The following is a 26251-nucleotide window of genomic DNA, read 5'->3' as shown; positions in this document are numbered from 1 at the left end:
TCCAACTTCGACGCGGTGGTGGGGGAGGGGCCGCCGTCGAGACCCGCCCCTCCTCCACTTCGACCTGCACGGCCGAACGCTTCGTATGTCCGCGCAGGGCGGAATCAGTGGGCGGAGCCCTCGACCTCGACCTCGGTACGGTCGCCGGACCAGAGCGTGTGGAAGGTGCCCTCCTTGTCGATCCGTCGGTAGGTGTGGGCGCCGAAGAAGTCGCGCTGGCCTTGGATGAGCGCGGCGGGGAGCCGGTCGGCGGCCAGCGAATCGTAGTAGCTGAGCGCGGAGCCGAAGCCCGGAACCGGTACGCCGGAGAGGGCGGCGGTGGCGACGATACGACGCCAGGCGGCCTCCCCCTCGACAACGGCCCGTGCGAAGTAGGGCGCCTCGAGGAGCGTGGTGATGTCCGGGTTCTCGGTGTACGCCTCGGCGATGCGGTTGAGGAAACGCGCACGGATGATGCAGCCGCCACGCCAGATCTTGGCGATCTGGTCCTTGTGAACGTTCCAGCCGTACTTCTGCGCGCCGGCGATGATGGCGTCGAAACCCTGCGCGTAGGCGACGACCTTCGAGGCGTAGAGGGCCTTGGCGAGGTCCTCCGCGAAGGCGGCGGAATCGACCTTCTGTACCTCCGGGCGGGTGACCAGCTGCCGCACTGCCGCGCGCTGCGCCGGCTTGGCGGAGACGGCACGGGCGAACACCGCCTCGGCGATGCCGCCTACGGGGACGCCGAGGTCGAGGGCGTTCTGCACGGTCCACACGCCGGTGCCCTTGGAACCCGCCTGGTCCAGCACGATGTCCACGAACGGCTTGCCGGTGCCGGGGTCCACCTGGCGCAGGACCTCGGCGGTGATCTCGATGAGATAGGACTCGAGCGGCCCCTTGTTCCATTCGGCGAAGATGTCGGCGACGGCGTGCGGCTGGAGACCGCCGACCGTTCGCAGCAGGTCGTACGCCTCGCCGATCAGCTGCATATCGGCGTACTCGATGCCATTGTGGATCATCTTGACGAAGTGGCCGGCGCCGTCGGTGCCGACGTGTGTGACGCAGGGCTCGCCCTCGGCGACCGCGGCGATGGACGCGAGAATCGGCCCGAGGGTCCGGTAGGACTCTTCCGAGCCGCCCGGCATGATCGAGGGGCCCTTGAGGGCGCCTTCCTCGCCACCGGAGATGCCGACACCGACGAAGTGGATGCCGGTGGGGGCGAGCCTCTTCTCGCGGGCGATGGTGTCGTGGAAGTTCGCGTTGCCGCCGTCGACGATGATGTCGCCGGGCTCGAAGCGCTCGACGAGTTGGTCGATGACGGCGTCCGTGCCCGCCCCGGCCTGCACCATGATGATCGCGGTGCGTGGCCTGGCCAGCGACGCGACGAAGTCGTCGATCGACTCGCCGGCGATGAATCCCGCCTCGGGATGCTCGGTGAGGAGTTCCTCCGTGCGGGCGTGGGTGCGGTTGTGGACGGCGACCGTGTTGCCTTCGCGGGAGGCGAGGTTGCGCGCCAGGTTCGATCCCATCACGGCCAGCCCGACGACGCCGATGTTGGCCGTTGCGCTGGTGTTCATCTGGACCTCTTTCGATCGGTGGGTGCGCCGGGTGTCATTCTGACGCTGTGGCCGGGGCGGCGGTGATGTGGGGTGTGTGTGCGTGGCCCTCGCCCTGGTCAGTAGAACTCGACGGTGTTCACGCGGTTGACCAGGCCGTGTCCGTCGAGGAGCCGGGTGGCGTTGGCGGCGAAGAGTTCGGCGATGAGGCGGTCCTCTGCCGTGTCGAGCGCGGCGGTGTGCGGGCTCACCAGCACGCGGTCGTGGTCCCACAGCGGGCTGTCGGCCGGCAGCGGCTCCGACTCGAAGACGTCCAGCGCGGCGAAGCCGACCCGGCCGGAGGCGAGCGCGTCGATGAGGGCGGTCTCGTCGACGACGCTGCCGCGGCCGACGTTGACGAGGCAGGCGCCGGGCCGGAGGGCGTTCAAGAACCGTTTGCCGATGAGGTGTTCCGTGGCCTCGGTACCGGGGAGCGTGTTCACGACGGCGTCCACGGTGGGGGCTACCTCGGTGATACGGGAGGGGTGTACTACGGCGGAGACCCCGGCGACAGCGACGTCCCTTCTGCTGGTGCCGATGACCTTCGCGCCCAGTGCGTGGAGGGCCGCGGCGACGGCGCGGCCGATCCCGCCGAGCCCGAGTACGAGAACGGTCTGTTGGTTCACCTGCCCCATCGTCCAGCGGCCGCTCCATTCGTGTTCGCGCTGCTGGCGGTTCAGGCGGGGCAGGTCCTTGGCTCCCGCGAGCACGCCGAAGACGGCGAACTCGGCGAGTGGGCGTCCGTGCACTCCGGCCGAGGTGGTGAAGAGGACCCGGTGGAGTTCTTCGGCGTTCAGCTCGGCGGCCTTGACCTGGTTGCCTCCGCCCGCGGCCATGGTGTGCACCCAGCGCAGGCGGGGGTTGGCCCGGACGGCGCGCGCCAGGGCGGCCGGGTTCACGTCGGGGATGCCGTACAGGGCGTCGGCCGAGTCGATCGCGGCCTCGTAGACGCGCTGCTGGTAGGGGGTGCGCTGCCAGTTCGGGTCGCCGGCGAAGTCGGCGGGCCAGCGCATCGGAGGGAGGAGGGAGGGGTCGACGACGAGGTCGATGCGCGGTTCCAGTTTCTGGATGTGCGCGCGGTTCTCCTCGGACAGCGGTGCGGCGACGGCCACGCGCAGGCGGCCCGCCACCTGGTCCCGGCCGGTCATCGCGAGGCCTTGGCGCGCAGCGCCTCGACCTCGGCGTCGAGCGCGGCCTCGCGGGCGACGATCTCCTCCACGGCCCTCAGCGCTTCGTCGGCGCGGTGCGGCGGGATGACGATGACGCCGTCCCCGTCGGCGGCGACGATGTCGCCCGGGTTCACCACGACGCCGCCGATGGCGACGGGTTCTCCGATGGTGCCCGGGCCGTTCTTGAAGGGTCCGGCGGGAGTCAGCCCGCGGGCGAAGACCGGGACGCGGAGTTGTTCGATGATCGCGGCGTCGCGTACATATCCGTCGACGACCGCGCCGACCGCACCGTGTACGGCGAATCGCTGGGCGAGGTTGTCGCCGATGACGGCGCGGCCGTTGTAGCCGAAGGCGTTGATGACGAGGAGGTCGCCGGGGCGGATGTGTTCGAGCGCCGCGATCACGGCCTTGTTGTCGCCCGCGACGGTGAGGACCGGGAGTGCCGTGCCGACAGCCTTGGCCCCGCTCCAGATGGGGGCGATACCTCCGTCGACGATGTTCAGCCGGTCGAGGGCGTCGCCGAGGTTGGCCACGGAGTGGGTGCGGAACCGCGCGAGCACATGCTCGTCGACGCGTTTCCACGCGGGGTTCACGCGCACATTGTCCTGGGTCATCGCGGGTTCCTTCGGGTGGTGTGGGTGTGGGGAGCAAGAGGCGGAGCGGACTGGGGCCGACGGCACGTGGACTGCCGGAGCCCCTGGGTGAGGCGGCCGGGTACGCGGGTGGTCCCGCGCCTTCCCATCCAGAAAGTGCGAAAGTTTTCGCGTTTTGGTGTGAGTCAGTGTCCATCCATCCGGAGCCCAGCGCAAGAGGTGACGGCGAGGTCGCGCCGACGCCCGGTGTGCCGCCGCGCGGCCACAGTCCAAGGCGGAACCGTGAAGGGAGTCGGAGGTTGACTTGAGGCCAACGTGCGTCCTTGACCACCCTGGAATGCGAACCTATTCTCATTCGCGATTCAAGTCGCAACTTGGCTCTGGCGCTGTTCTACGGCCTTCTACCGTGACGTCTCCTCCCGGCCACAGCACCAAAGCCGCACAACTCCCCTGAGACGCCATCACCGCCTGCCCCTTGGGACCCACCACGCATGGGTGCACCTCGGCGCAGGCGCGATCGTCGGCAGCGGTCACGTTCAGCGCATGATCCTCAGGACACCGTCCCCGGAGTCCGCGACACCGAAAGTGAACGCGTATGGCAACGTCAGATCGGCTCGACATTCCGGCAGACCGTCACGAGGCATCATCGGAGACGCCCGGCGCGGCAGCGGTCGACGTCGTCTCCGCCAACGGCAAGGTCGTCCGCAAGGCCACCATCGCGGGTGCCGTGGGTTCCTTCGTCGAGTGGTACGACTACGGGATCTACGGCCTGCTCGTCACCTATCTCGCGATCAACATCATGGGCGAGGCCGACGCCGGAAATCTCTTCCTCACCAACGTCGGCTTCCTGATCAGCTTCATCGCCCGCCCGTTCGGCAGCGTGATCTGCGGTTACCTCGGGGACAAACTCGGCCGCAAGGGTCTTCTCGCCACCCTTCTGGTGCTGATCTCCGCCGCGACCGCGGCCATCGGCCTCATACCGTCCCATGGCGTCATCGGTGTCGCGGCGCCCGCCCTTCTCGTACTCCTCCGGGTGCTGCAGGGCTTCTCCGCGGGCGGTGAGGTGGCCGGCGCCATGTCCTTCGTCGGTGAATACGCGCCCGCTGCCCGCCGCAACTACATGATGAGCTTCATCGCCGTCGGCTCCTTCGTCGCCCTGATGTTCGGCAGCGCCTTCTCCGCCGTCCTCATCACGACCCTCGGCGACGCCTCGATGACTTCCTGGGCGTGGCGGGTTCCGTTCCTGCTTGCCGTCCCGCTGGGCTACGTCGGCTTCTACATCCGCCGCCAGCTGGAGGAGACCCCGCACTTCAAGGCGTTGCGCGAGCAGAAGACCGTCGCGCGCAATCCGCTGAGGGACGCCTTCACCTCCCGGCGCCACCTGAAGGCGATCGTCCTCACGATCTTCCTGCCCGCGCTCAACGGCCCCGGCTACTACCTGCTGTTCGTCTACATGCCGACCTATCTGAAGACCTCGCTCGGCGCGCACAACTTCTCGATGCTGAGGGCGCTCACGGTCACCTCGTTCAGCCTGGTCGCCATCGCGATCTGCATTCCGCTCATGGCGCGGCTGTCGGACCGGATCGGCCGCAAGCCCGTGCTCGCAGGCTCCGCCATCGCCATGGCGGCCGTCTCGTACCCGATGTTCAAGCTCATCACGACCGGGGAGTTCGGGCTGGCCTGTATCGGCACCATCGTCCTTGCGATCGCCTTCTCCGGGCACGCCGCCGTCGTGCACACCATGCTCGCCGAGATGTTCCCGACCAGTGTGCGCTACTCCGCTTACAGCATCGGGTTCAGCGTCTCGACGGTCATCTTCGGCGGCAGTGCGCCGCTGGTGATGACCGAGCTGATCAAGTCGACCGGTTCCAACCTCATCCCGGCTTTCGCCTCCATCATCACCGCCCTGATCACCCTGGTCACGGTCGCCTTCCTGCGCGAGACCAAGGGCGAACCCCTCGCAGCCAGCTGAACCATCCACCCCCACACCGGGAGAGACACCATGGGAATCAACTCCGTAGCCGTCGTCGCCGACCTCGGCGAGAGCTTCGGCAACTACACGATCGGCGACGACGGCGCTCTGCTCACCCTCGTCACCTCGTCGAACATCGCCTGCGGCTTCCACGCCGGTGACCCGCGCATCATGGACCGGACCGTCGCCGACTGCGTCGAGCGCGGTATCGAACTGGGGGCCCACCCCGGCTACCCCGACCTGGTCGGCTTCGGCCGCCGGCTCATCGAGGCGACCGAGGAGGAGATCCGCACCGACGTCCTCTACCAGCTCGGCGCGCTCGACGCCTTCGCGCGGGTGCACGGCGGCACCATCAGCCACGTCGCCCCGCACGGCCGCATGGGGTCGATCGCGCAGACCGATGCCAAGCACGCCCGGGCCATCACCGACGCGATCGCCGCGTACAACACCGACTACATCGTGATCTGCCAGCGCGGTCTGCTCGCCGAGGAGGCGCGCAAGCGCGGTCTGGAGGTCGGCTATGTGTTCCTGGCCGACCGGGGCTACGGCGACGACGGCATGCCCGTCCCGCGATCCCATGAGGGCGGCCTGATCTACGACCCCGAGCTGATCGGCGAGCGCTCCGCGCAGGTCGTACGGGAGGGCACCGTCCGCTCGGTCAACGGCAACGTGGTCCCGCTCGGCCACGACGCCGATGTCCTGCTCCTGCACGGCGACCACCCGACCGTCCTCGCGAATGGCACCGCGCTGCGCACCGCGCTCGACGCCGCGGACATCCGCGTCGCCGGCCTGCGCGAGGTCCTGGCGGAGAAGGCGCAGGTCGCGCTCGCCGCCGGCTGAGGACCGAGTGCACCAGGAGATGACCACAGCACAGTACGGCGCCATCACCGTCGAGCCCTTCGGGGACTCGGCGGTGATGGTGACCATCCCCCACGCCGACCAGGCCATCCGAAGGGCCGGGATCGTCGCCTTCCGCGACCGGTTCCTGGCGCACCGCCCGCACGGCGTGCTCGACGTCGTCTCCGGTCTCGAATCCCTGCTCATCGAGTTCGACCCGGTGCAGACCGCTCTCGAGCACGTGGAGTACGCGGCTCGTCTGGTGGCGCGGTGGGCGCCGTCGCCCGCGGACGGCCCGGCCCGACGGCGGGCGGTGCGGACGTTCGCCATCCCCGTCGTCTTCGACGACGACAGCGGCCCCGATATGGCGTCCGTCGCCGAAGAACTGGGCATGGCCCCCGCCGAGGTGGTCGGGGCGATCGCGGAGTCCACCTTCACGATCGCCCTGCTCGGTGCGGCCATGGCCCCGATGATGGACGGGCTCAAGGTGCCAAGACCGGTGCGCCGGCGTGCCGAACCACGGACGGATGTCGCCCCCGGAGCAATCATGATCGCCGAGACCAACGCGATCATCCAGCCGTTCCCCGGCCCGACCGGCTGGCGGGTGATCGGGCGTACCCCACACACCATCGTCGACATCTCCCGCCCGGACCCCGTCTCGTTCGGCACCGGCGACATCGTGCGCTTCGTCCCCGTCACGCGGGACGAGGCGTCGGCGCTGGACGCCGGCTTCCTGCTGCCGACGGAGGAGGCCGTATGAAGACCGTGGCGCTCGACATCACCAGCGCCGGATGGATCACCACGTTCCAGGACCTCGGCCGCCGCGATACGGAACGGCGCGGGGTGCCCACCGGCGGCGCGGCCGACCAGCACTCGGCGGCCGTCGCGAATCTCCTCGTGGGCAACCCCCGGGGCGCGGCCCTGATCGAGAACCTCGGAGGTGAGCTGGCCCTCGTGCCCGACGCCGACGTCCTGCTCGCCGTGACCGGCGCACCCGCCCAGGTCACCGTCGCGGGTTCCCCCGCCGACGGGTGGTCGCCGCTGGTCGTGCCGGCGGGCCATGAGGTCCGGGTGCGCGGGGACATGAACCAGGGGACGCGCACCTATCTGGCCGTGAACGGAACGCTGAGCATGCCGACCCTTCTGGGCAGCGCCGCCCCGGACGCCCGGATGGGATTCGGGCAGGCCGTCACCCCGGGTTCTCGTGTACTGCTGGAGACGGAGTTCCGGGGGTTTCCGCACCGGCTGTTCGAGCCACCGCTGTTCCGGCTGCCCGTCCCCGTCCCGCGTTTCGATGACGGTCCCTGGGTCGTCGATGCCGTCGCCGCTCACGGCGTTCAGGCGATCCCCGGCATCCGCGAGGTGATCGAGGAGGCGACCTACGTCGTCACCCCGCGCTCCAACCACGTCGGGCTACGGCTCGACGGACCGGTGCTGCACCCGGACACGGACACCGAGATCGTGTCCCACGGCGTGCCCATCGGAGCGCTGCAGATCCCGCACGCCGACGAGCTGATCGTCCTCGGCCGCTACCGGAGCCTGACCGCGGGCTATCCCATCGTCGGTGTCGCCTCACGGGCATCCCTGCCGCTGCTCGGACAGGCCGGACCGGGTCGCCGGCTCCGGTTCCGCTGGATCGACCGCGAGACGTCGCTCCGTCGCTTCGCGCGCCGTGAAGCCGAGGTCCGTGCGCTCGGGTACGCGGCTGCCGAGGCGTTCGGCGCTCTGGGCTTCACGGAACCCTTGCATCACATGAATTGAGAATCTATTCTCATTTGGTGCGTGAATCTCACATCGGTCATGGAGGAGGAACGGTGGCAACACCGCCCGGCACGACAGCGCTCATCACAGGAGCCGGCAGCGGGATGGGACGGGAGACCGCACGGCTGCTCGCCCGGGACGGCGCCGCCGTCGTACTGCTCGGCCGCAGACAGCAGACGCTCGACACCGTCGCCGCCACGATCCGCGCCGAGGGAGGGACCGCCCTCGCCCTCGCCGCGGACATCACCCGCGCGGACGACGTGACACGCGTCCTCGACCGCGTGCGAGCCGAACTCGGCCCGGTCGACGTCCTGGTCAACAACGCGGGCAGCGCCTCATCGGTGCTCAACCCGCAGTGGCTCCCACATGATGAGTGGCGCCAAGTCCTCGACGTCAACCTCACCGCGGTCTTCCAGCTCACCCAGGCCGTGCTTCCCGACATGCTCGACCGCGGCACCGGGACCATCGTCACCGTCTCCTCGCTCGCCGCGGTCAACCCCAACCTGCTCGGCGGCGCCGCGTACGGCGCGGCCAAGGCCGGCGTCCGCAACTTCATGACCTTCCTGCACAACACCTTCCGCAACCAGGGGCTGCGGGCCATCACTGTGCTGCCGGGCGAGGCGGACACCCCCATCCTCGACAACCGCGCCCGGCCCCCGGCGCCGGAGGAGCGCGCCGACATGGTGCAACCCGAGGACGTCGCCGAGGCCATCCGCCTGGCCGTCGCCCTTCCCCAGCGCGTCGTCCTCCAGGAGATCGTCGTCGCCCCCACCCGGCAGCGCGACACCTCCGCCGACCTTGAGATCAGCCGCTGGGCGGGCGCGCCCGCCGGCGCCGCACCGCAGGCCTGACCACCCCGCAACCAGGAGGAACGCATGCCACCCACCATCACCACGCAGCCGCCCCTGTACGACACCGCCGACGCCGTCGCCCGCATCACGGCTGCCTCCCGCCGGACACAGCAGCCGCAGTCCCGGGGCGACCTCGTCTCCCTCGCGATGGGCGAACCCGACTTCGACACACCCCAGCAGGTGACCGAGGCGGCCCACGCCTCGCTGCGCGCCGGACGTACCCATTACTCACCGCTGCTGGGCGAACCGACCCTGCGCGAGGCGCTCGCCGCGAAGCTCGCCGCCACCGCCGGGGCGCCGGTGTCCGCCGCCGACATCCTCATCACCCAGGGCGGCACCGCCGGGCTCGCCGCCTCGATCCTCGGCATCGTCAACCCCGGCGACAAGGTGGTCGTCCCCGACCCCACCTACTCCCTCTACGGCGACTTGGTCGCCATGGCCGGAGGCACCGTCGTCCCCGTGCCGCTCGCGCCGGACCTGCACTGGGACCTCGACCGGCTCGCCGACGCCCTCACCGGCGCCAAGCTCTTCGTCTTCTGCAACCCCGTCAACCCGACCGGCATCGTGCACAGTCGCGAGGAACTCGCCGCGCTCGCCGACCTGCTCGATGCCACGCCCACCCTCGTCATCTCCGACGAGGCATACGCCGACCTCGACTACACCGGACGCCCCTTCACCTCGGCGATCTCCATCGACGGCCTGCGCGAGCGGACCGTCTACTGCCAGACCTTCTCCAAGAGCTATGCGATGACCGGCTGGCGCGTCGGCTACCTCTGGGGGCCGGCACCGCTCATCCAGGCGTCCGCGCGCATCCACAACACCTTCAACGGCTCCGTCAACACCTTCATCCAGGACGCCGCGCTCGCCGCGGTGAACAACTGCGACGAAGACGTCGCCCGGATGCGCGCCGCGTACGAGCAGCGCGGCGAGATCATGCGCAGGGAACTGGTCACGATCCCCGGCCTCACCCTCAGCGCACCGGAAGGAGCCTTCTACCAGTTCCCGCGCTACGACCTCGATCTGCCCTCCGTGGAGATCGTCGCGGCACTGCGCGCGCATGGCGTCGCCGTCCGGCCCGGCAGTGAGTTCGGCGCCCAGGGCGAGGGGCACCTGCGACTGTCGTACGCTGCCAGCGCGCAGTCCATCACCGAGGGCGTCCGTCGACTGGCCGACGGCCTCTCGGCGCTGCGATGAACGCCGTCCCATACCCAACGAGGAGTCGCCCCATGCGCAGTGACACCGAGCGCAACCGCAGGCACCTCATCGAGGCAGCCGCGCGGCTGTTCGCGAACTCGCCGACGCCCGTCAGCCTCGCCGAGATCGCCAAACAAGCAGAGGTCTCCACCGCGACGGCCTACCGCCACTTCTCCTCGGTCGAGGAGGTCCTGCACGCCTTCCGCCGCCAAGTCGGCTCCGAGCTGCGGGACTTCAGCGCCCGACAGACCACCCGGGGCATGGCGAAACTCGAGGCGGTGTCGCGGTACTGGGTGTCTCTCGTCCTCGAACACGGCGGCGCGATGGCGCAGATGCGCTCGCACCGCGGCTACCTGGAGCGGCTGCGCGAAGGAACCGGCTACCTCACCCCGCAGGCCGAAGCGCTCGCCGAGCCACTGCGCCAGACCGCCGACGAACTCGGCCTCGGAGACCTCGGCGACGAAGCCCTCTACCTGTGGAACGCGCTGTTCGACCCCCGGGACATCCTCGACCTCATCAAGAGCGGACGCACCGAGGACGAGGCCGCCACCCGCCTCGTGGCCGCACTGCGCGGCGCCCTGATCGGCTGGTCCACGGTGGGCTCTGTGAGCCCGAACGGCAGCTGATCTTCGGGTCCCGTGTGCCGGTACTGACCGGGCTCGGCGGCGGCATCACGATGACGAGGCGGCCGGTTCACCTGGCGCTGTGCGTCGGCTCCGTCACCTGCCGCCACGTCCGCATCAGGTGGCTGAACTCCTTGACCTGGACGAGCACGTGGTCGCGGGCGGCGTTCTGGCCGAGCACCGCCGCGTTTGGGACGGATCTGCACCAGTCCGGAGCGCTCCAGGGCCTGGAGGGACCCTCGGATCGGCGTGCGGGAGCATTGCGGGTGTCGATAAATCATCTGCGCAGCTCAGGCGGCTCTACCTTCTTGATCGGGTTGATCGAGCCATTCGTAGGGTTGGGTCACCCAGGGGTGCTGGGTGTGGCTATCAGGCGGCTGCCGTCTCGTGGCTGAGCAAGCTTCGCCGCCCGGCACCCCACGACGACTCGGCCGCCGATTAGGAAGTGCGAACAAGTCGCTGAGTAGAGCAATGCCGGCGAGGTCGTCCGTGGTACGAACAGAACGAACACGCACGCCAGGAGCATGATGAGCCGGATATGGGCGGGGATCGACAGCGGCAAGGGCCACCATCACGGGCTCGCCCTGGACACCGACGGCAAGACGCTGCTGTCGCGGCGGGTTGCCAACGACGAGCCCGAGTTGCTGAAGCTGATCGGCGACGTCCTGGACCTGGCCGACGGCTGCGAGGTCACCTGGGCCATCGACATGACCGGCGGGGAGCCCGCGCTGTTGCTGGCCTTGCTGGTCAGCCACGGCCAGGAAGTCCTCTACATGCCCGGCCGCCTGGTGAACCGGGCCTGCGACGGCTACCGCGGTGAGGGCAAGACCGACGCCCGCGACGCCTACGTCATCGCCGACCAGGCCAGGATGCGCCGCGACCTGCGGCCCATCCGCCCCGGCGACGAGGCCGCCGTCGAACTCAAGCTGCTGACCGGACGCCGGTCCGACCTGGTCGAGGACCGCACCCGCGTGGTCAACCGCCTGCGCGGCACCCTGCTGAGCATGTTCCCGGCCCTGGAACGGGCTCTGGACGTGACGAACACCGGCCCGCTCAAGCTGCTGACGGGTTACCAGACCCCAGCCGCGATCCGCCGGATTGGGGTCACCCGGCTGACCACATGGCTGGCCAACCGCAAGGTCCGCAACGCGAGATCCCTGGCCGAAGCGGCCGTCGAGGCCGCCGAGCGCCAGCACACCGCTGTCCCCGGGGAGAAGACCGTCGCGAAGCTGGTCCACACCCTGGCCGAGGAGGTGATGGCCCTCAACGAGCAGATCGTCGAGATGGACAAGCTCATCGAGGGCCGGTTTCGCGAGCACGAGCTCGCCCACATCATCCTGAGCGTCCCCGGCATTGGGGCGACCCTCGGTGCCGAATTCCTCGCCGCGGTCGGCGGCGACCTGGACGAGTTCGACTCCCCGGACGCCCTGGCCGCCTTCGCCGGCGTCGCCCCCGCCCCTCGGGACTCGGGCAAGGTCAGCGGCAACCTCCACCGGCCGATCACCTACCACCGAAGACTCCAGCGTGTCTTCTACACCTCCGCGCTGGTCAGCGTCCGCTGCGACCCCAACTCGCGGAAGTTCTACGATCGCAAACGCGCCGAGGGCAAGAAGCACGTCCAGGCTGTGCTCGCCCTCGCCCGCCGACGCATCAACGTCATCTGGGCCCTCATCCGTGACCGACGGTGCTACCAAGTCACACCTCCGGTGACTACAGCCGCTTGACAACAGCATTAGGAAGCGTGCTGGTACTGGTGGAGCGTTCCGCCGAGCCGGTCTCGTCTGTGGACTTCCAGGTGGGTGAGTTGGGCTTGTTGGGTGATGGGTGTGGGGAGTGGGCGGCATGGGGCGGCGTCTTTCAGCGCCCGGTGCGGGCGGGGTTCGTTGTAGAAGGCCTCGTACTCGCGCAGGGCGACGTGATCGAGGAGTTCACGCCGCAGCGTCCCGATGACTCTCTCGCAGTGCGCGTTCATCCGCGGGGGACCGCGGGGCGGTCCTGACGGTGGGCGGTCCGCGGGTTCGTACCGTACTGCCCTTGCAGTTGGCGTCGTAGCACTGCGTTTTCATGGCGCAGGACGAGAAGTTCGGCCTCCTTCGAGATGTCACGCCGCAGAAGCACCGCCGGGACGGCGAACGGGAGGGCGTCGAGTCACCTGGTACAGAAGCGACACGATCATCCCACCATGGTCGCAGCTCTCTGCACGCCGAGTGGGGCGTTTGACCAGCAGCGATGAATAACCGAGCCCCAAAGGGGCCCGAGACCGCGTGGGCCCGCGCGTCCGCGCCGAACGCGACTACCTGCGCACCCAGAACCACCGGCCCAAGGAGACCAACGCGGCCCCGGAACAGCAGCCAGTCCCATGCACGGGCGTGCCGGACCTGAACATTCGGCGAAAGGCGAAAGCCGCACCCCCAGATCGTTCCCGCACGCGCCAAGCGCCGGCATCGACCGGCGTCTCCCAGGTATGCCGGTTCAGGAGGGAGTCAGCGTGAGGTGCTCAGCTCTGTCGGCGTACTGCGTTTCGCTGTGTAGAGCTGACGCCGGGCGAGGCAGGCGCGGTCATGTTGAGCAGAAGTAGGGCATCGTGATCAGGGGTTCCGAGTTCGGCGGTATAGACGCCGATGCGTTGGCCGGGGGTGCCTTCGACGTGCAGTGACTGCGAGGTGAGGGTGACCGTGCCGACCTGGGGGTGCTGGAACGTCTTGTGGGCGGGTTTGCGGCCGGTCACCTCGTAGCGTTCCCACAGGCCCGCGAACTCGGGACTTTTCAGAAGCAGCTCGCCGACGAGGTTGGTGAGGTCGGGTGCGTCGGGTGCGGTGCCGGCGATGGCCCGCAGGCGGGCGACGCACGCCGTGATCTGCCGGTCCCAGTCGGCGAACAGGTCACGGGCCGCCGGGTGCAGGAAGAGGTAGCGGGCCAGGTTGCGGTGGATGGCCGGCCAGTCGTCCAGGCCCGCGTAGAGGGCGAGGCCGCCGGGGTTCCAGGCGAGCATGTCCATGCTTCGGCTGATGACGTACGCCGGGTTCGGGCGCAGTGACTCCAGCAGCAGCTTGAGATGCGGGCGCACGGTGCGGCTGGGCGCGGGCGGCGGCTCCGGGGCGTAGCGGGCGGCGCGGGCGGCGAGCTCACGCAGATGCTGGTGCTCTTGGTCGTCCATGTGCAGGGCACGGGCGAGCGAGTCGAGGACGGCGGGGCTGGGACGGGTCTCCTTGCCGCGCTCCAGGCGCACGTAGTAGTCGATGCTGATGCCGGCGAGGGTGGCCAGTTCCTCGCGGCGCAACCCGGGGGTACGGCGGATACCGGCGCCGACGGTGAGGCCGACGTGTTCGGGGCTGGTCTGGGTGCGGCGGGCGCGCAGGTAGCGGCCCAGCTCGGCGCCCTCGCTGGTCGCGCTCTCGGATGCCATGACTCCAGTCTCACCCGTCGGGCACCCGCCCCGCAGGCAGGAAGGGGGCCCTGTCATTACCCCCGAAGAGCCCGCCCTGCCACACCAGAGCAATCCGGGCGAAGGTGAATGAGGAAGACGCCGGTCCCTCGCCGCCGCCCGGGCTCCAACCGGCACGACCTGCCGGGCCGGGCGAGAGCGAGAGACCGGGCAACACCATGGATCGGAAGAGGGCGAGATGCGGTATATCAAACTGCGTGACCTGGAGGTTTCCCGGATCGGCCTGGGTGCGATGGGCATGTCCCACGGCTACACCGGCTCAGGCACCGACGACGCGGAGTCGATCAGGACCGTGCACCGGGCGCTGGAACTGGGCGTCACGCTCATCGACACCGCCGAGATCTACGGCCCCTACACCAACGAGGAGCTGCTGGGCCGGGCGCTGAAGGGGCGCCGGGACCAGGTGGTGCTGGCCACCAAGTTCGGCTTGATCTCGCACGGCGGCGACGGCGCGTGGAACCTGGACTCCAGCCCGGCCAACATCCGCACTGCGGTCGAGGGCTCCCTGAAGCGGCTGGGCACCGACCACATCGACCTGTACTACCAGCACCGGGTGGACCCGAACACGCCGATCGAGGAGACCGCCGGCGCCGTCAAAGAGCTGATCACCGAGGGCAAGGTCCGCGCCTTCGGCCTCTCCGAGGCCGGTCCGGACACGATCCGCCGCGCCCACGCCGTCCAGCCGGTCACCGCGGTGCAGTCGGAGTACTCCCTGTGGACCCGCGGCATCGAGGAGCGCGTCCTGCCCGTCCTGCGGGAGCTGAACATCGGCCTCGTGCCCTTCTCCCCGCTGGGCCGCGGCTTCCTGACCGGCACCGTCCGCTCCACCGACCAGTTCGACGAGGACGACTTCCGGCGCGACAACCCCCGCTTCACCGGCGAGAACTTCCAGCGCAACCTCGCGCTCGCCGACGAGGTCAAGGCACTGGCCGCCGAGGTCGGCGCCACGCCCGCACAGGTCGCGCTGGCCTGGCTGCTCGCCCAGGGCGACGACATCGCCCCGATCCCCGGCACCAAGCGCGTCAGCCGGGTCGAGGAGAACACAGCCGCCGACGCCGTCACGCTGACCAGCGAGCAGCTTCACAAGCTCAGCAGCCTGCCGGCCGCCGCCGGCGACACCCACACCGAGGCCCAGGCGCAGATGCTCGAACGCTGATCCTGCCCCCGGCACGCCGCGCTTGTTGTGGCGCCACCCCGCCTCTCGTTTGGAGTAACACCTTTCATGCGTGCAGCAGTGATGTACGGAGCCGGTGACGTCCGCGTCGAGGACCGGCCCAACCCGAAGATCGTCCAGCCGACCGACGCCGTGGTGCGCACGCTGGCCGCGTGCGTGTGCGGCAGCGACCTGTGGCCCTACCAGTCGATGCCCGCCACCAACACCGGCCGCCCCATGGGGCACGAGTTCCTCGGTGTCGTCGAGGAGACCGGCCAGGACGTGACCAGCCTGAGGGCGGGGGACGTGGTCGTCGCCCCGTTCACCTACAGCGACAACACCTGCGACTACTGCGCCAAGGGCCTGCACATCTCGTGCCGCAACGGCGGCCGGTACGGCTTCGACGGCGTCGACGGCGGACAGGGCGAAGCCGTCCGCGTCCCGTACGCGACCGGCACCCTGGTCAAGTTGCCGGTGGCCGCCGACTCCGCGCTGCTCCCGTCTCTGCTGGCGCTGTCGGACGTGATGACCACCGGCCACCACGGCGCGGTCACCGCCGGCGTCGGCCGCGGGGACGCGGTGCTCGTCGTCGGCGACGGCGCGGTCGGCCTGTGTGCGGTGATCGCCGCCAAGCGGCTGGGTGCCGAGCGGATCGTGCTCGCCGGCCGCCACGAGGCGCGCACCGGCCTGGGCCGCGAGTTCGGTGCTACTGACGTGGTCGCCGAGCGCGGCGAGGAGGGTATCGCCCGCATCCGCGAGCTGACCGGCGGCGTGGACAAGGTGATCGAGGCCGTGGGCACCCGTCCGGCCCTGGACACCGCGCTCGGTGCCGTCCTGGATGGCGGCACCATCAGCCGTCTGGGCGTCCCGCAGTACCAGGAGGGTCCGATCGGCCCGGCCGCGTTTATGCGCAATATCACCCTGACCGGCGGCGCCAGCCCCGCACGCGCCTACATCGAGCAGCTGCTGCCCGAGGTCCTGGACGGCACCATCACCCCCGGTCGTGTCTTCGACGAGAACTTCTCCCTCGACCGGACACCGGACGCCTACCGGGCCATGGCCGACCGCCAGGTCCTCAAGGCCCTCATCCGCCCCTGACCTCCCCTCCCACCCGCACAGCGAAGGACACTCCGCTCATGCAGATCGTCACCCTCAACAACGGCGTCGAGATGCCGCTCCTCGGCTTCGGCGTCTACCAGATCCCCGCCGAGGACACCGAACGCGCTGTCTCCGAGGCACTGGCCGCCGGCTACCGCCTACTGGACACCGCCGCCGCCTACGGCAATGAAGAAGCCGTCGGCCGCGCCATCAAGTCCAGCGGCATCGCCCGCGAGGACCTGTTCGTCACCACCAAGCTGTGGGTCCAGGACGCCCCCGCCGAGGACAACACCAAGCGCGCGTTCGAGACGTCGCTGACCAAGCTGGGCCTGGATTACCTCGACCTGTACCTGATGCACCAGCCCTTCGGCGACGTCTACAGTCAGTGGCGCGCCATGGAGGCGCTCAACCGCGAGGGCTCGGCCAAGGCAATCGGCGTCGCCAACTTCTACCCCGACCGGCTGATCGACCTGATCGTCAACAACGAGATCACCCCGGCGGTCAACCAGATCGAGACCCACCCCTTCTTCCAGCGCGCCGACTACCAGGACCTCATGCGCGAGCACGGCGTGCAGATACAGTCCTGGGGCGGCTTCGCCGAAGGCAAGAACGACCTGTTCACCAACCCGCTGCTGGCCGAGATCGGCAAGGAGTACGGAAAATCGGTCGCGCAGGTCGTGCTGCGCTGGCTCACCCAGCGCGGCGTCATCGCCATCCCCAAGTCCGTGCGCGCCGAGCGCATGGCGGAGAACATCGACGTCTTCGGCTTCCAGCTCACCGACGAGCAGATGGCCCAGATCGCCACCCTCGACACCGGCAGCTCTCTGTTCTTCGACCACCACGACCCCGAGATCGTCACCTGGCTCGCCAAGCGCCGCCTGGACGCCTGACCCGCGTCCGCCCGCAGCCGCGGACGATCAGCAAGACTCTGACCGGCGGCAGACGTCGCCGAACCCGGCGGCGAGCGGCACAGCGCGGGGCAGCGCGGGGCAGGGCGCTGCTCGCGTACTTTTCGCGGCCCGGCGAGAACTGCTACTACGGTGATCGCACCACGCTGAAGGTCAGCAACACCGAGGTCATGGCCCGCAAGATCCGCGATCTCATCGACTGCGACGTGTATCGGATCGAGGCCGCTGACCCCTATCCGGCGGGCTACGGCGCGACCGTCCAACGCAACGTCCGGGAGCAAGACGCCGACGCTACGCGGCACGCAGCCGGCTGCGGCTGAGCCGGACCGCCTTGCCCACTGCGGTCTGGGCGGTGAGAACAGGCCACAGAACGTTGGGCGGGCAGGGACCGTGGTCCCTGCCCGCCCAACGCGTCTATGGTTCATGGCTTCCGGATCAGAGGCGCGTCGGTGCAGTCGGCGATGTACTCGGCGGTGACATCCGGCGCGCATTCCACGAGAGCGAGGCCCTCGGGTGTGACGTCGAGGACGCCGAGGTCGGTGATGATGCGGTGGACGCACCGTTCGCCGGTGAGCGGGAGGGTGCACTCCCGGACGATCTTGGGGCTGCCGTCCTTGGCGGTGTGTTCCATCAGGACGACAACGCGGCGGGCGCCGTGGACCAGGTCCATCGCGCCGCCCATGCCCTTGACCATCTTGCCGGGGATCATCCAGTTGGCTAGGTCGCCGGCGGCGGAGACCTGCATGGCACCGAGGACGGCGGTGTCGATGTGGGCGCCGCGGATCATGCCGAAGGAGAGCGCGGAGTCGAAGAAGGAGGCGCCGGGCAGGACGGTGACGGTTTCCTTGCCCGCGTTGATCAGGTCGGGGTCGACCTCGTCCTCGGTCGGGTACGGGCCGGTGCCCAGGATGCCGTTCTCGGAGTGCAGGACCACATGGACGTCCGGGGGAAGGTGGCCGGGGATGAGGGTGGGCAGGCCGATGCCGAGGTTGACGTAGGAGCCGTCGGTGAGTTCGGCGGCTGCCCGCGCGGCCATCTGGTGCCGGGACCAGCCCAGTTGCGTGGCGATGGAGGTGTTCATGCGCGTACGGTCCTCTTCTCGATCTGCTTGTCGGCGGCCTGGTCACCGGTGAGCTCCACCACCCGCTGGACGAAGACGCCCGGCAGGTGGATCTCGTCCGGGCGCAGCTCACCCGGCTCCATGAGTTCCGCCACCTCGGCGACGGTGATCCGGCCGGCCATCGCGGCCAGCGGGTTGAAATTGGCGGCGGATTTGCGGAAGACCAGGTTCCCGTGGCGGTCGCCGCGCCAGGCCCGTACGAGAGCGAAGTCGGTGGTGATGCCGTGCTCGAGGACGTACGTGCGGTCGGCGAAGTCGCGGGTCTCCCTGGGCGGGGAGGCCACGGCGACCGTGCCGTCGGCGGCGTAGCGCCAGGGCAGTCCGCCGCGGGCGACCTGGGTGCCCACCCCCGCGGGGGTGTAGAAGGCGGGGATCCCCGCTCCTCCGGCGCGTAGCCGTTCGGCCAGCGTGCCCTGCGGCACCAGTTCCACCTCCAGTTCGCCCGACAGGTACTGGCGGGCGAACTCCTTGTTCTCGCCCACATAACTGCCCGTGACACGGGTGATCCGGCCATCGGCCAGCAGGACTCCCAGCCCGCGTCCGTCCACTCCGCAGTTGTTCGACACGACGCTCAGGCCTGTCGCACCCTGGGCGTGGAGGGCCTGGATGAGAACGTCGGGGATGCCGCTGAGGCCGAAGCCGCCGACGGCCAGGGACGCGCCGTCGGGGATGTCTGCGACCGCCTCCGCGGCGCTCGCGCAGACCTTGTCCATGGAGGGAGGGCCCTTCTGTCGTGCGTTGTTGTTGGTTCAGGCGTCCGGGCGCAGGGCGTCCGAGATCGGCTTGGCGCCGCCGTGTGCGGTGAGGCCGCCGTCGACGGGGATCTCGGCTCCGGTGATGAAGGACGCGTCGTCGGAGAGGAGGAAGGTGACGAGGGGGGTGAGGTCGTCGACGGTTCCTGTGCGGCCGAGCGGTGCCTCGCGGACGTTCGCCTCGCGGAACGCGGGAGCGGCGGAGGCGGTCATCGCGGTCTCGATGAAACCGGGATGGATGGTGTTCACGCGGATGCCTCGGGGCCCCAGTTCCATGGCAGCGGTCCTCGACAGGCCGCGCAGCGCCCACTTGCTCGCTGTGTACGCGACCGGGTAGTGGGCGGTCAGGGCCGCCGAGGAACCTACGTTCACGATCGACGCCCCCGCGCGCATCAGCGGCACCAGGTGCTGGATGCCCAAGAGCGGCCCGGTGACGTTGACCGCGTGGACGCGGGCCATGTCATCGGGGCGTACGTCGTCGATCCGGGCGCGCCAGGTGATGCCCGCGTTGTTGACCAAGCCGTGCACCTGTCCGTATGCCTCGCGCAGTTCGGTGGTGAGTTCCGCCCAGTCCTTCTCGCTGGTGACGTCGAGGCGGCGGCAGTCGGGTGCCTCCGCCACGTCGGTGGCGATCACCCGGGCGCCCTCACGGGTCAGTGCCTCGGCCTCCGCGGCGCCCTGGCCGCCGGCCGCGCCAGTGACGACCACCACCTTGCCGAGGAGTCTCCCCCAGCGTCCGGCCGGGAGGTGCCCCCAGGGGCGCGGGTCGGTCACGGCCGCTCCCGGGTACGGCGCCGAGCGGACGGAACCGGCACGGAATCGGCGCCGGTGACCACGGTGTTGGAGACCGTGCCGATGCCCTCCACGGTGAGCGTGACCATGTCGCCAGGCTTCAGCGGCGTTGGGTCCTGCCTGCCTCGTACGCCCCACAGCTCGGCGAGGCAGCCGCCGTTGCCGCAGGTCCCGGACCCGAGGACGTCGCCGGGACGGACGACGGTGCCGCGCGAGGCGTAGGCGACCATCTCCTCGAAGGTCCAGCCCATGTTGGACAGCAGGTCCCTGCCGACGACCTCGCCGTTGATCTCGGCGGTCAGTGCCAGGCGCAGGAAGCCGTCCGTGTCGCGGTACTTCTCCAGTTCGTCGGCGGTGACCAGGTACGGGCCCAGCGTGGTGGCGGTGTCCTTGCCCTTGCAGGGGCCGAGGCCGACCTTCATCTCGGCGGACTGCAGGTCGCGGGCCGACCAGTCGTTGAAGACGGTGTAGCCGACGATGTGGTCGCGGGCCTGCTCGGGGGTGAGGTCGCGGCCCTCCTTGCCGATCACGGCGGCGACCTCCAGTTCGAAGTCGAGCACGCTCGACCCCATGGGCACGGGGATGTTGTCGTGTGGCCCGTACATGGCGTAGGGGTTGGTGAAGTAGAAGGTCGGGGCCTTGTACCACTGCTCCGGCACACCGGCGGCGCCGTCCACGGACCGCCGTACACCCTCGACGTGTTCCTCGAATGTGACGAAGTCTCGCACGGTGGGCGGCTGGAGCGGCGGCAGCAGGCGCACGTCGGAGACGTGGGGACCGGCCACGGCGTCGACCATCTCGGTGCCCGCGTCGAGTAGTTGCGGCAGGCCGCCGCCCTCGGTGAGCAGTCCGGTCAGAGAGTGAACACCGGGCAGGGAGCGGAGCGTGCCGTCCTCGGCGACGACGGCCACATGGTGTTGGTTGCGGTACTCGTACGTGGCGAAACGCATGGGAGGGGTCCAGTCGGCGTGGGGCGGGCGGACACGGAGGCCCGGGGACGCGGCGGGCAGTCAGGGCATGACCAGGGGACTGCCGCGCCCGCGGGGGTGATGGGGGGCCTTGCCGGTCGGACGGTCAGACCGGCGGGGCGACGAACACGCCGCGGTCGACGTCGTTGAACGACTCCTTGGCGATCAGCTCGTTCATGGGATTCGCGGTGCCCCACTGGTCGGTGACCTCGGGCTTTGAGAAGTCGTAGACGTGGGGGTGCCAGGTGTCTTCGTCCAGCTCCTCCAGCTCGGTGGTGTACTCGATCGTGTTGCCGTGCGGGTCCAGGAAGTATGTGAAGGTGTTGTCGCCCGCCATGTGCCGGCCCGGGCCCCAGATCTTGCGGAAACCGGCCCGCATCACGCGGCCGGAACCGCGCATGTACTCGTCCAGGCCGCGCATCTCGAAGGAGACATGGTGCAGGGCGGTGTGCGGGCCCTGCGCGATGGCCATGGAGTGGTGCTGGTTGCTGATCCGCATGAAGTGCATGACCTCGCCCATGTGCGGCGAGCTGAGGGTGTCGGAGAGGCGGAAGCCGAGGTGGGTCTCGTACCACTCACGGGTCCTGTTGAGGTCCGGGGAGTTGAGGACCACGTGTGACAGGCGGACCGGGATCGACTCCTTCTCCTCGATCCGGCGGTGGCGGCGGGCCTCGACGGCGGCGGAGACCTCGATGGTGCGGCCGTCGATGTCGAAGAAGCGGAAGCCGTAGCCGCCACCGGGTGTGTCCACCTTGCCCGGCGGGGAGATCAACTGGACTCCTGCGGCCAGGAGTTGCTCGGCGAGGGTGTCGACGTCGACCGGGCTGCCAGCCCCGTAGGAGACCAGGTCGAGGCGCTTCTCGTCAGCCTTCCGCAGCCGCACGACGTACTGCTCGGGGCTGCCCTCGGCGGCGAGGAAGGAGATGCCGGAGTCCTCGGTGACCTTGGTCAGGCCCCAGACGCCGGCGTAGAAGTCGAGTTGTTTGTCGTAGTCGGGCACGGCCAGGTCGACGTGGCGCAGGTGGGTGAGCAGGCGGTTGGCCATGGGGGGAGTCCTTTTCAGGCGAGGTTGAGCAGCGCGGTGGTGTTTCCGCCGCGCACGGCGTCAAAGTCGGTGTCGGGCAGGCCCGCGGCGCGCAGCGCGCCCAGCGGGTCGTCGGTGCCCATGTCGAAGGGGAAGTCGGAGCCCAGCAGCACCCGGTCTGCGCCGACGGTGCGGACCAGCTCCCGCAGCACGTGCGGGTCGTGGACGAGGGAGTCGAAGTACAGCTGCTTCAGGTAGCTGCTCGGTTCCCGGGCGCAGCCCCGGGTGTCGGGGCGGGTGCGCCAGGCGTGGTCGGAGCGGCCGATGTGGGTGGGCAGGTAGCCGCCGCCGTGCGCCGCGATCAGCTTCAGGCCCGGATGGCGGTCCAGCAGGCCGGAGAAGATCAGGTGGGAGAGGGCGACGGCGTTCTCGGTGGGCTGGCCGACGGTGTTGGACAGGTACCACTGGTCCAGGCGCTCGTCGAGTGTGCAGCCGAACGGGTGCAGGAAGACCAGGGCGCCGGTCTCCTCCGCGCGCGCCCAGAAGGCGGCGAGCCGCGGGTCGGAGAGTTCCACCTCCCGTGTGCCGCCCGGCCCCGGCGCATGCGAGGAGATCTCCACGCCCCTCAGTCCCTGGCCGAGTGCGTGGTCGAGCAGAGCGACCGCGAGGTCGGGGTGCTGGAGGGGGATCAGGCCGAGGCCGTGCAGTCGGTCGGGGGCCTTGGCGCAGTGTGCGGCCGTGCCCTCGTTGGCCAGCCGGCAGACTCTCTCGGCCAGTTGGTGCTCGGCCCAGTAGTGGTAGTGGCCCGGTGAGGGGCTCACCACCTGCATGTCCACACCGGCCGCAGCCATGGCCGCCAGACGCACGGCGACGTCCATCAGCCGTGGCATCCGCTCGCCGACCATGGGACCGTTCACCGCGAGGGCCGCCGGGCCGTTGCGGAGGGCGTCGAGGTTCCGGGCCTCGGCGAGTCCGGGGTGACCGGCGACGGCCTCCTCGACCTCGGGGAGCAGGAGGTGGGCATGGACGTCGATCGTCGGTGTCGACAGGGGCTCGGTCACGGGAGTTCCTTCAGCGCGTTCATGGTGCGGCCCATCAGCCCGGGTACGTCCGCGTCGCGCACGCCGTCGAGCAGCCACTGGCCGAGCCGCACGGAGGCGTCGACGACCATGCGTACGCGGGGCAGCCGCCGGGCGTGGTACTCGGTGAGGAGCCGGTCGTCCCAGTCGTCCCGACCGGTCAGCAACTCGGTGAGGACCTGGACGTCCTCCAGGGCCATCGCGGCGCCCTGGGCGAGGGTGGGCGGGCAGGCGTGGGCGGCGTCCCCGACGAGCACGACCCGGCCGCGGTGCCACGGGCCCTCCACCAGGTGCCGGTCGAACCAGGTGTAGTTGACGGCCTTCGGGTCGGTGAACGCGGTGCGCAGCTCCTTCCACGCGCCGCCGTAGCCTTCGCTGAGCCTCCGCATCTCGTCGGCGTACGCGTCCGGGTTCAGCGAGGCCCGGTCGCGGGCCTTTTCGACGAGGTAGGTGTAGACCGTGTCCTCGCTGGTCGGGCAGTACCCGGCGATGAAACAGCGGCCGCCGTAGATCATCTCGGTGCGGCGGACACCGGCCGGGCGGGGAGCGGGGGCGCGCCAGATGCCCATGCCGGTGGGTTCGGGCTTGTCGGTGATGCCGATCATGGAGCGGGTGGCGGAGCCCAGCCCGTCGGCGCCGGCCACCAGGTCGTAGCGGCGGCTCGTGCCGTCCGAGAAGGCGACCTCCACGCCTTCGCCGTCCTGCTGGAGGGCGGTGACCGTGGTGCCGAGACGGATGCCGGCGCCCGAGGCCCGCACCTGGCCGATGAGGAGCTGCTGGAGCTGGGGCCGCTGCATGCCCATGTGGGCGGGCAGGTCGTCGCCCCCGGTGCGGAGTTCGTCATGGGCGTGCAGCACGGTGCCGTCGGGGGCGAGGATGGCGACGCCGTCGGCGGCGTATCCGGCTTTCTCGATGCCTTCGAGGACTCCGACCTCGCGCAGCACGCGCAGGGCGTTGCCCTGAAGGGTGATGCCGGAGCCGGCGGAAGCCTTCCAGTCGGGGCTCGCCTCGACGAGATCGACGGCGATCCCGGCCCGGCGCAACAGGACGGTCAGGGCGTTTCCGGAGGTGCCTCCGCCGACGACGAGGACGGAACGGGTCAGGCTGTCGGCCATGTCGGGGATACCTCCCGGGGTTGGGCCGCGCGTTTTCGGGCGGCGAGGGTGCGGCTCGCCCGCCGCGAGTGCGGGCCAGGTGTGTGACGGTCACCAGGTGGAGCGGGTGGAGAGGTGTGGGCCGGACGCGCCGCTGCCGTCCGGGGAAGCGCACATCCGGCAGCTGCGCAGGCTATTTGACGGCGATGGGGTTGACCGGCGAGCCGACGGCTCCGGTGATGGGCAGGGGCGCGGCGGTCAGCCAGAACTCGTACACGCCGTCAGCCGCGCAGTCCGCGGCGAGGGCGTCGAGGTCCCACATCTCGCCGATCAGCAGGCCCATGTTGGGAATGACGATCTGGTGCAGTGGCTGAAAGGCGTTCTCGAACTCGTTCGGCCGCACCTCGAACCCCCAGGTGTCGGTGGCGATCGCGGCGATCTCGGTAGCGTGCAGCCAGTCGGCGCTGGTGAACGACAGGCCGGGAGCCGGCCCGCCCGCGTAGTCGCCCCAGCCGTCGCGTCGGGCGCGGGTGAGGTGTCCGGTGCGGACGAGGACGATGTCGCCGCGTCCGACGCTCACACCGTGGGCCTCCGCGGTCCCGGTCAGGTGCTCCGCGGAGATCGCGAAACCGTCCGGCAGTTCCGGTTCACCGTCGTCGTCACCGATGACCCGGGCGACGTCGAGCAGCACCCCGCGCCCGGCCACGTACCGGGCCATGTGCTCGATGCCGGTGACGAGGTCGCCGTCGGAGGTGACGACCTTCTCCGCGTCGCGTCCGTTCCAGGCCTTGCCGTGGTCGAAGATGTGCCCGAGGCCGTCCCACTGGGTGGAGCACTGCAACGGCATCGCGATCACGTCGTCCGCGCCGCCGATGCCGTGCGGGAAGCCCTGGTTGCCGAGGGCGGCGTCGGTGCCGGTGTCGAGCATGGTGTGCACGGGGTTGGTCCGCCGGCGCCAGCCCTTCTGCGGGCCGTTCATGTCGAAGGCCTGGGAGAGCGAGAAGCTGACCCCCCGGCGCACGAGCGCCGCGCCTTCGCGCCGCTTGGCCTCGTCGAGGAAGTTCAGCGTGCCGAGCACGTCGTCCTCGCCCCAGCGCCCCCAGTTGGAGTACACCGTGGCGGCTTCGGCGATCGCGCCTTCCGGGTCGTGGCGGTCCAGGCTCACGGCTTCTCCTCCACACAGCGGGTGCGCTGCACACCCAGAGCGGAGATCGAACCCTCCATGACGTCGCCGTCGCGCAGCAGCCGCCCCCAGTGGATGCCGTTGCCGGCCGGGCTGCCGGTCAGCACCAGGTCGCCGGGCAGGAGCCGGGAGGTCTGGGAGATGTACGACACCAGCCGAGCGATGCCGAAGAGCATGTCCTTGGTGGACTCGTCCTGCATGGTCTCGCCGTTCAGCTTCAGTGTGACCCGCAGGTCACCCGGGTCGGCGATGGACTCGGCAGGGACGATCCAGGGCCCGAGCGGGGTGAAGCCGGGGGCGTTCTTGCTGCGCAGCCAGTCGGTGCCGATGGCCTTCATGTCCCGGCGGAAGACGGTGGCGCGATCGGTGAGGTCGTTGGCGATCGTGTAGCCGGCGACGTACTGCGGGGCCTCTTCGACGGAGACCCGGTGGGCGGGCTTGGCGATCACGGCCGCCAGCTCCAGCTCCCAGTCCGGCTTCTTCGCCCAGGAAGGGAGCACGACGTCGTCGTACGGGCCCGCGATGGTGCTGGGCAGGCCGATGAACACGTACGGCAGGTCCTCGGTGGCCCGGCGGTCCATGACCGCGGCGATCTCCGCGCGTGCCTCCTCGACGGTGCGCGGGTCGTCTGGGGAGCGGTGTGCTACCTCGAGGTCGATCACATGCTGCCGGTAGTTGGCACCGGACTGGAAGATCTGGCGCGGCTCGATCGGGGCGTGCACCCGCAGGCCCTCCAGCGGTCGCCAGTCGAGGGCGTAGTCGTCCGCGAGGGCGCGCAGGACGGGGAGGGTCTCCTCCCACCGCTCCAGTACGGCCCGCACGCCGGACGGCGCCCAGTCCAGGGCTCTGCTCAGGTCAAGTATCCGACCCTTGACCAAGAGGCCGGGGAACGGCTCCCCGTCCGGAGCGGAGACCGTGCCGAGCGCGAACGGGCCGGCAGGTTGCGCGAGCGTTGCCATCAGATTTCCTCCTGCTGGGGTGCGGTCTACTCTGGCCCCGATCGACTGAATCACGGAAATCAATCCTGTGGATGCATTGAATCCACGGCGTGGATAGTTCTT

General features: G+C 69.9%; 25 protein-coding genes and 1 pseudogene. 12 read left to right on the top strand and 14 right to left on the bottom strand.

The features are described from left to right. Positions 1-104: 104 nt before the first annotated feature. From gndA to ACH4U7_RS23010, 3 genes are all read right to left on the bottom strand, one after another. Positions 105-1556: an NADP-dependent phosphogluconate dehydrogenase gene (gndA, locus tag ACH4U7_RS23020; protein ID WP_398529719.1), complete on the bottom strand. Its 1452-nt coding sequence runs from the start codon at positions 1554-1556 to the stop codon at positions 105-107. Between the two features lie 98 nt (positions 1557-1654). After that, entirely contained in the window at positions 1655-2722 is a 1068-nt protein-coding gene (locus ACH4U7_RS23015) for a D-2-hydroxyacid dehydrogenase (protein WP_398529718.1), read from the bottom strand. Next, a complete protein-coding gene (locus ACH4U7_RS23010; RefSeq protein ID WP_398529717.1) occupies positions 2719-3357 on the bottom strand; it encodes an RraA family protein in 639 nt (212 codons plus the stop codon). Before ACH4U7_RS23010 ends, ACH4U7_RS23015 begins: the two co-directional genes overlap by 4 nt. A 574-nt stretch (positions 3358-3931) precedes the next feature. Here ACH4U7_RS23010 and ACH4U7_RS23005 point away from each other — a divergent pair. The 8 genes from ACH4U7_RS23005 to ACH4U7_RS22970 all read left to right on the top strand — a co-directional run bounded on the left by ACH4U7_RS23005 (position 3932) and on the right by ACH4U7_RS22970 (position 12298). Beyond that, complete coding sequence (locus ACH4U7_RS23005; protein WP_398529716.1) at positions 3932-5308, top strand: MFS transporter; 1377 nt, start codon at positions 3932-3934, stop codon at positions 5306-5308. A 30-nt stretch (positions 5309-5338) separates the two neighbouring features. Continuing rightward, positions 5339-6148: a LamB/YcsF family protein gene (locus ACH4U7_RS23000; RefSeq protein WP_398529715.1), complete on the top strand. Its 810-nt coding sequence runs from the start codon at positions 5339-5341 to the stop codon at positions 6146-6148. Between the two features lie 19 nt (positions 6149-6167). Then, entirely contained in the window at positions 6168-6905 is a 738-nt protein-coding gene (locus ACH4U7_RS22995; protein WP_398529714.1) for an allophanate hydrolase subunit 1, read from the top strand. After that, positions 6902-7906, top strand: a complete 1005-nt coding sequence (locus ACH4U7_RS22990; RefSeq protein WP_398529713.1) for a biotin-dependent carboxyltransferase family protein — start codon at positions 6902-6904, stop codon at positions 7904-7906. The genes ACH4U7_RS22995 and ACH4U7_RS22990 overlap by 4 nt, the downstream gene beginning before the upstream one ends. A gap of 53 nt (positions 7907-7959) precedes the next feature. Further along, positions 7960-8757 carry an SDR family oxidoreductase gene (locus tag ACH4U7_RS22985; protein ID WP_398529712.1) on the top strand — a complete coding sequence of 266 codons (798 nt, stop codon included), beginning with the start codon at positions 7960-7962 and terminating at the stop codon, positions 8755-8757. A 24-nt stretch (positions 8758-8781) separates the two neighbouring features. Continuing rightward, a complete protein-coding gene (locus ACH4U7_RS22980) occupies positions 8782-9951 on the top strand; it encodes a pyridoxal phosphate-dependent aminotransferase (RefSeq protein WP_398529711.1) in 1170 nt (389 codons plus the stop codon). 32 nt (positions 9952-9983) lie between these two features. After that, a complete protein-coding gene (locus tag ACH4U7_RS22975; protein WP_398529710.1) occupies positions 9984-10577 on the top strand; it encodes a TetR/AcrR family transcriptional regulator in 594 nt (197 codons plus the stop codon). 524 nt (positions 10578-11101) lie between these two features. Then, the gene (locus ACH4U7_RS22970; protein WP_398529818.1) at positions 11102-12298 is read left to right on the top strand and encodes an IS110 family transposase; all 1197 of its coding nucleotides are present in this window, start codon (positions 11102-11104) and stop codon (positions 12296-12298) included. Positions 12299-12306: 8 nt separating this feature from the next. On the opposite strand, the pseudogene ACH4U7_RS22965 reads toward ACH4U7_RS22970, so the two are convergent. Both ACH4U7_RS22965 and ACH4U7_RS22960 read right to left on the bottom strand, forming a co-directional pair. Next, positions 12307-12549 (bottom strand): annotated as a pseudogene (locus ACH4U7_RS22965) (integrase); the annotation flags it as partial. Positions 12550-13071: 522 nt separating this feature from the next. Continuing rightward, positions 13072-13980, bottom strand: coding sequence for a helix-turn-helix transcriptional regulator (locus tag ACH4U7_RS22960; protein ID WP_398529709.1), 909 nt, complete (start codon positions 13978-13980; stop codon positions 13072-13074). A gap of 217 nt (positions 13981-14197) precedes the next feature. On the opposite strand from ACH4U7_RS22960, the gene ACH4U7_RS22955 reads away from it, so the two are divergent. The 4 genes from ACH4U7_RS22955 (at position 14198) to ACH4U7_RS22940 (ending at position 17498) form a co-directional block, all read left to right on the top strand. Then, on the top strand, positions 14198-15175 hold the full coding sequence (locus ACH4U7_RS22955) for an aldo/keto reductase (RefSeq protein ID WP_398529708.1): 978 nt from the start codon (positions 14198-14200) through the stop codon (positions 15173-15175). Positions 15176-15241: 66 nt separating this feature from the next. Beyond that, positions 15242-16270, top strand: coding sequence for a zinc-binding dehydrogenase (locus tag ACH4U7_RS22950; RefSeq protein ID WP_398529707.1), 1029 nt, complete (start codon positions 15242-15244; stop codon positions 16268-16270). 38 nt (positions 16271-16308) lie between these two features. Next, entirely contained in the window at positions 16309-17160 is an 852-nt protein-coding gene (locus ACH4U7_RS22945; protein ID WP_398529706.1) for an aldo/keto reductase, read from the top strand. 188 nt (positions 17161-17348) lie between these two features. After that, positions 17349-17498: a hypothetical protein gene (locus tag ACH4U7_RS22940; protein ID WP_398529705.1), complete on the top strand. Its 150-nt coding sequence runs from the start codon at positions 17349-17351 to the stop codon at positions 17496-17498. A gap of 101 nt (positions 17499-17599) precedes the next feature. Here ACH4U7_RS22940 and ACH4U7_RS22935 read toward each other — a convergent pair whose 3' ends face one another. From ACH4U7_RS22935 to ACH4U7_RS22895, 9 genes are all read right to left on the bottom strand, one after another. Next, positions 17600-18259, bottom strand: a complete 660-nt coding sequence (locus tag ACH4U7_RS22935; protein ID WP_398529704.1) for a CoA transferase subunit B — start codon at positions 18257-18259, stop codon at positions 17600-17602. Beyond that, positions 18256-19011, bottom strand: coding sequence for a CoA transferase subunit A (locus ACH4U7_RS22930; protein ID WP_398529703.1), 756 nt, complete (start codon positions 19009-19011; stop codon positions 18256-18258). Before ACH4U7_RS22930 ends, ACH4U7_RS22935 begins: the two co-directional genes overlap by 4 nt. Positions 19012-19047: 36 nt before the next feature. After that, complete coding sequence (locus ACH4U7_RS22925; RefSeq protein ID WP_398529702.1) at positions 19048-19824, bottom strand: SDR family oxidoreductase; 777 nt, start codon at positions 19822-19824, stop codon at positions 19048-19050. After that, positions 19821-20792, bottom strand: coding sequence for a fumarylacetoacetate hydrolase family protein (locus ACH4U7_RS22920; RefSeq protein ID WP_398529701.1), 972 nt, complete (start codon positions 20790-20792; stop codon positions 19821-19823). The genes ACH4U7_RS22925 and ACH4U7_RS22920 overlap by 4 nt, the downstream gene beginning before the upstream one ends. Positions 20793-20916: 124 nt before the next feature. Then, the gene (locus tag ACH4U7_RS22915; RefSeq protein WP_398529700.1) at positions 20917-21855 is read right to left on the bottom strand and encodes a VOC family protein; all 939 of its coding nucleotides are present in this window, start codon (positions 21853-21855) and stop codon (positions 20917-20919) included. A gap of 14 nt (positions 21856-21869) precedes the next feature. Next, on the bottom strand, positions 21870-22895 hold the full coding sequence (locus ACH4U7_RS22910; RefSeq protein WP_398529699.1) for an amidohydrolase family protein: 1026 nt from the start codon (positions 22893-22895) through the stop codon (positions 21870-21872). Continuing rightward, on the bottom strand, positions 22892-24028 hold the full coding sequence (locus ACH4U7_RS22905; protein ID WP_398529698.1) for an FAD-dependent oxidoreductase: 1137 nt from the start codon (positions 24026-24028) through the stop codon (positions 22892-22894). The genes ACH4U7_RS22910 and ACH4U7_RS22905 overlap by 4 nt, the downstream gene beginning before the upstream one ends. Before the next feature lie 172 nt (positions 24029-24200). Then, the gene (locus ACH4U7_RS22900; protein ID WP_398529697.1) at positions 24201-25172 is read right to left on the bottom strand and encodes a cyclase family protein; all 972 of its coding nucleotides are present in this window, start codon (positions 25170-25172) and stop codon (positions 24201-24203) included. Next, positions 25169-26149 (bottom strand): fumarylacetoacetate hydrolase family protein, encoded by a 981-nt coding sequence (locus ACH4U7_RS22895; protein WP_398529696.1) that lies wholly within the window; start codon positions 26147-26149, stop codon positions 25169-25171. Before ACH4U7_RS22895 ends, ACH4U7_RS22900 begins: the two co-directional genes overlap by 4 nt. Positions 26150-26251: the final 102 nt, after the last annotated feature.

The sequence above is a fragment of the Streptomyces sp. NPDC020845 genome (genome assembly GCF_044334165.1).
GTDB lineage: Bacteria > Actinomycetota > Actinomycetes > Streptomycetales > Streptomycetaceae > Streptomyces.
The sequence above is the reverse complement of the archived record's forward strand: the minus strand, read 5'-3'. Positions and strand labels throughout refer to the sequence as shown.

What these genes read in the sequence shown, in the direction of transcription:
- ACH4U7_RS23005 (WP_398529716.1), top strand. Translation starts at nt 3,932, where the DNA reads ATGGCAACGTCAGATCGGCTCGACATTCCGGCAGACCGTCACGAGGCA.
- ACH4U7_RS22905 (WP_398529698.1), bottom strand. Translation starts at nt 24,028, where the DNA reads ATGGCCGACAGCCTGACCCGTTCCGTCCTCGTCGTCGGCGGAGGCACC.
- ACH4U7_RS22955 (WP_398529708.1), top strand. Translation starts at nt 14,198, where the DNA reads ATGCGGTATATCAAACTGCGTGACCTGGAGGTTTCCCGGATCGGCCTG.
- ACH4U7_RS23000 (WP_398529715.1), top strand. Translation starts at nt 5,339, where the DNA reads ATGGGAATCAACTCCGTAGCCGTCGTCGCCGACCTCGGCGAGAGCTTC.
- ACH4U7_RS22975 (WP_398529710.1), top strand. Translation starts at nt 9,984, where the DNA reads ATGCGCAGTGACACCGAGCGCAACCGCAGGCACCTCATCGAGGCAGCC.
- gndA (WP_398529719.1), bottom strand. Translation starts at nt 1,556, where the DNA reads ATGAACACCAGCGCAACGGCCAACATCGGCGTCGTCGGGCTGGCCGTG.
- ACH4U7_RS22920 (WP_398529701.1), bottom strand. Translation starts at nt 20,792, where the DNA reads ATGCGTTTCGCCACGTACGAGTACCGCAACCAACACCATGTGGCCGTC.
- ACH4U7_RS22895 (WP_398529696.1), bottom strand. Translation starts at nt 26,149, where the DNA reads ATGGCAACGCTCGCGCAACCTGCCGGCCCGTTCGCGCTCGGCACGGTC.
- ACH4U7_RS23015 (WP_398529718.1), bottom strand. Translation starts at nt 2,722, where the DNA reads ATGACCGGCCGGGACCAGGTGGCGGGCCGCCTGCGCGTGGCCGTCGCC.
- ACH4U7_RS22935 (WP_398529704.1), bottom strand. Translation starts at nt 18,259, where the DNA reads ATGAACACCTCCATCGCCACGCAACTGGGCTGGTCCCGGCACCAGATG.
- ACH4U7_RS22930 (WP_398529703.1), bottom strand. Translation starts at nt 19,011, where the DNA reads ATGGACAAGGTCTGCGCGAGCGCCGCGGAGGCGGTCGCAGACATCCCC.
- ACH4U7_RS22940 (WP_398529705.1), top strand. Translation starts at nt 17,349, where the DNA reads ATGGCCCGCAAGATCCGCGATCTCATCGACTGCGACGTGTATCGGATC.
- ACH4U7_RS22945 (WP_398529706.1), top strand. Translation starts at nt 16,309, where the DNA reads ATGCAGATCGTCACCCTCAACAACGGCGTCGAGATGCCGCTCCTCGGC.
- ACH4U7_RS22970 (WP_398529818.1), top strand. Translation starts at nt 11,102, where the DNA reads ATGAGCCGGATATGGGCGGGGATCGACAGCGGCAAGGGCCACCATCAC.
- ACH4U7_RS22915 (WP_398529700.1), bottom strand. Translation starts at nt 21,855, where the DNA reads ATGGCCAACCGCCTGCTCACCCACCTGCGCCACGTCGACCTGGCCGTG.
- ACH4U7_RS22950 (WP_398529707.1), top strand. Translation starts at nt 15,242, where the DNA reads ATGCGTGCAGCAGTGATGTACGGAGCCGGTGACGTCCGCGTCGAGGAC.
- ACH4U7_RS22990 (WP_398529713.1), top strand. Translation starts at nt 6,902, where the DNA reads ATGAAGACCGTGGCGCTCGACATCACCAGCGCCGGATGGATCACCACG.
- ACH4U7_RS22995 (WP_398529714.1), top strand. Translation starts at nt 6,168, where the DNA reads ATGACCACAGCACAGTACGGCGCCATCACCGTCGAGCCCTTCGGGGAC.
- ACH4U7_RS23010 (WP_398529717.1), bottom strand. Translation starts at nt 3,357, where the DNA reads ATGACCCAGGACAATGTGCGCGTGAACCCCGCGTGGAAACGCGTCGAC.
- ACH4U7_RS22980 (WP_398529711.1), top strand. Translation starts at nt 8,782, where the DNA reads ATGCCACCCACCATCACCACGCAGCCGCCCCTGTACGACACCGCCGAC.
- ACH4U7_RS22960 (WP_398529709.1), bottom strand. Translation starts at nt 13,980, where the DNA reads ATGGCATCCGAGAGCGCGACCAGCGAGGGCGCCGAGCTGGGCCGCTAC.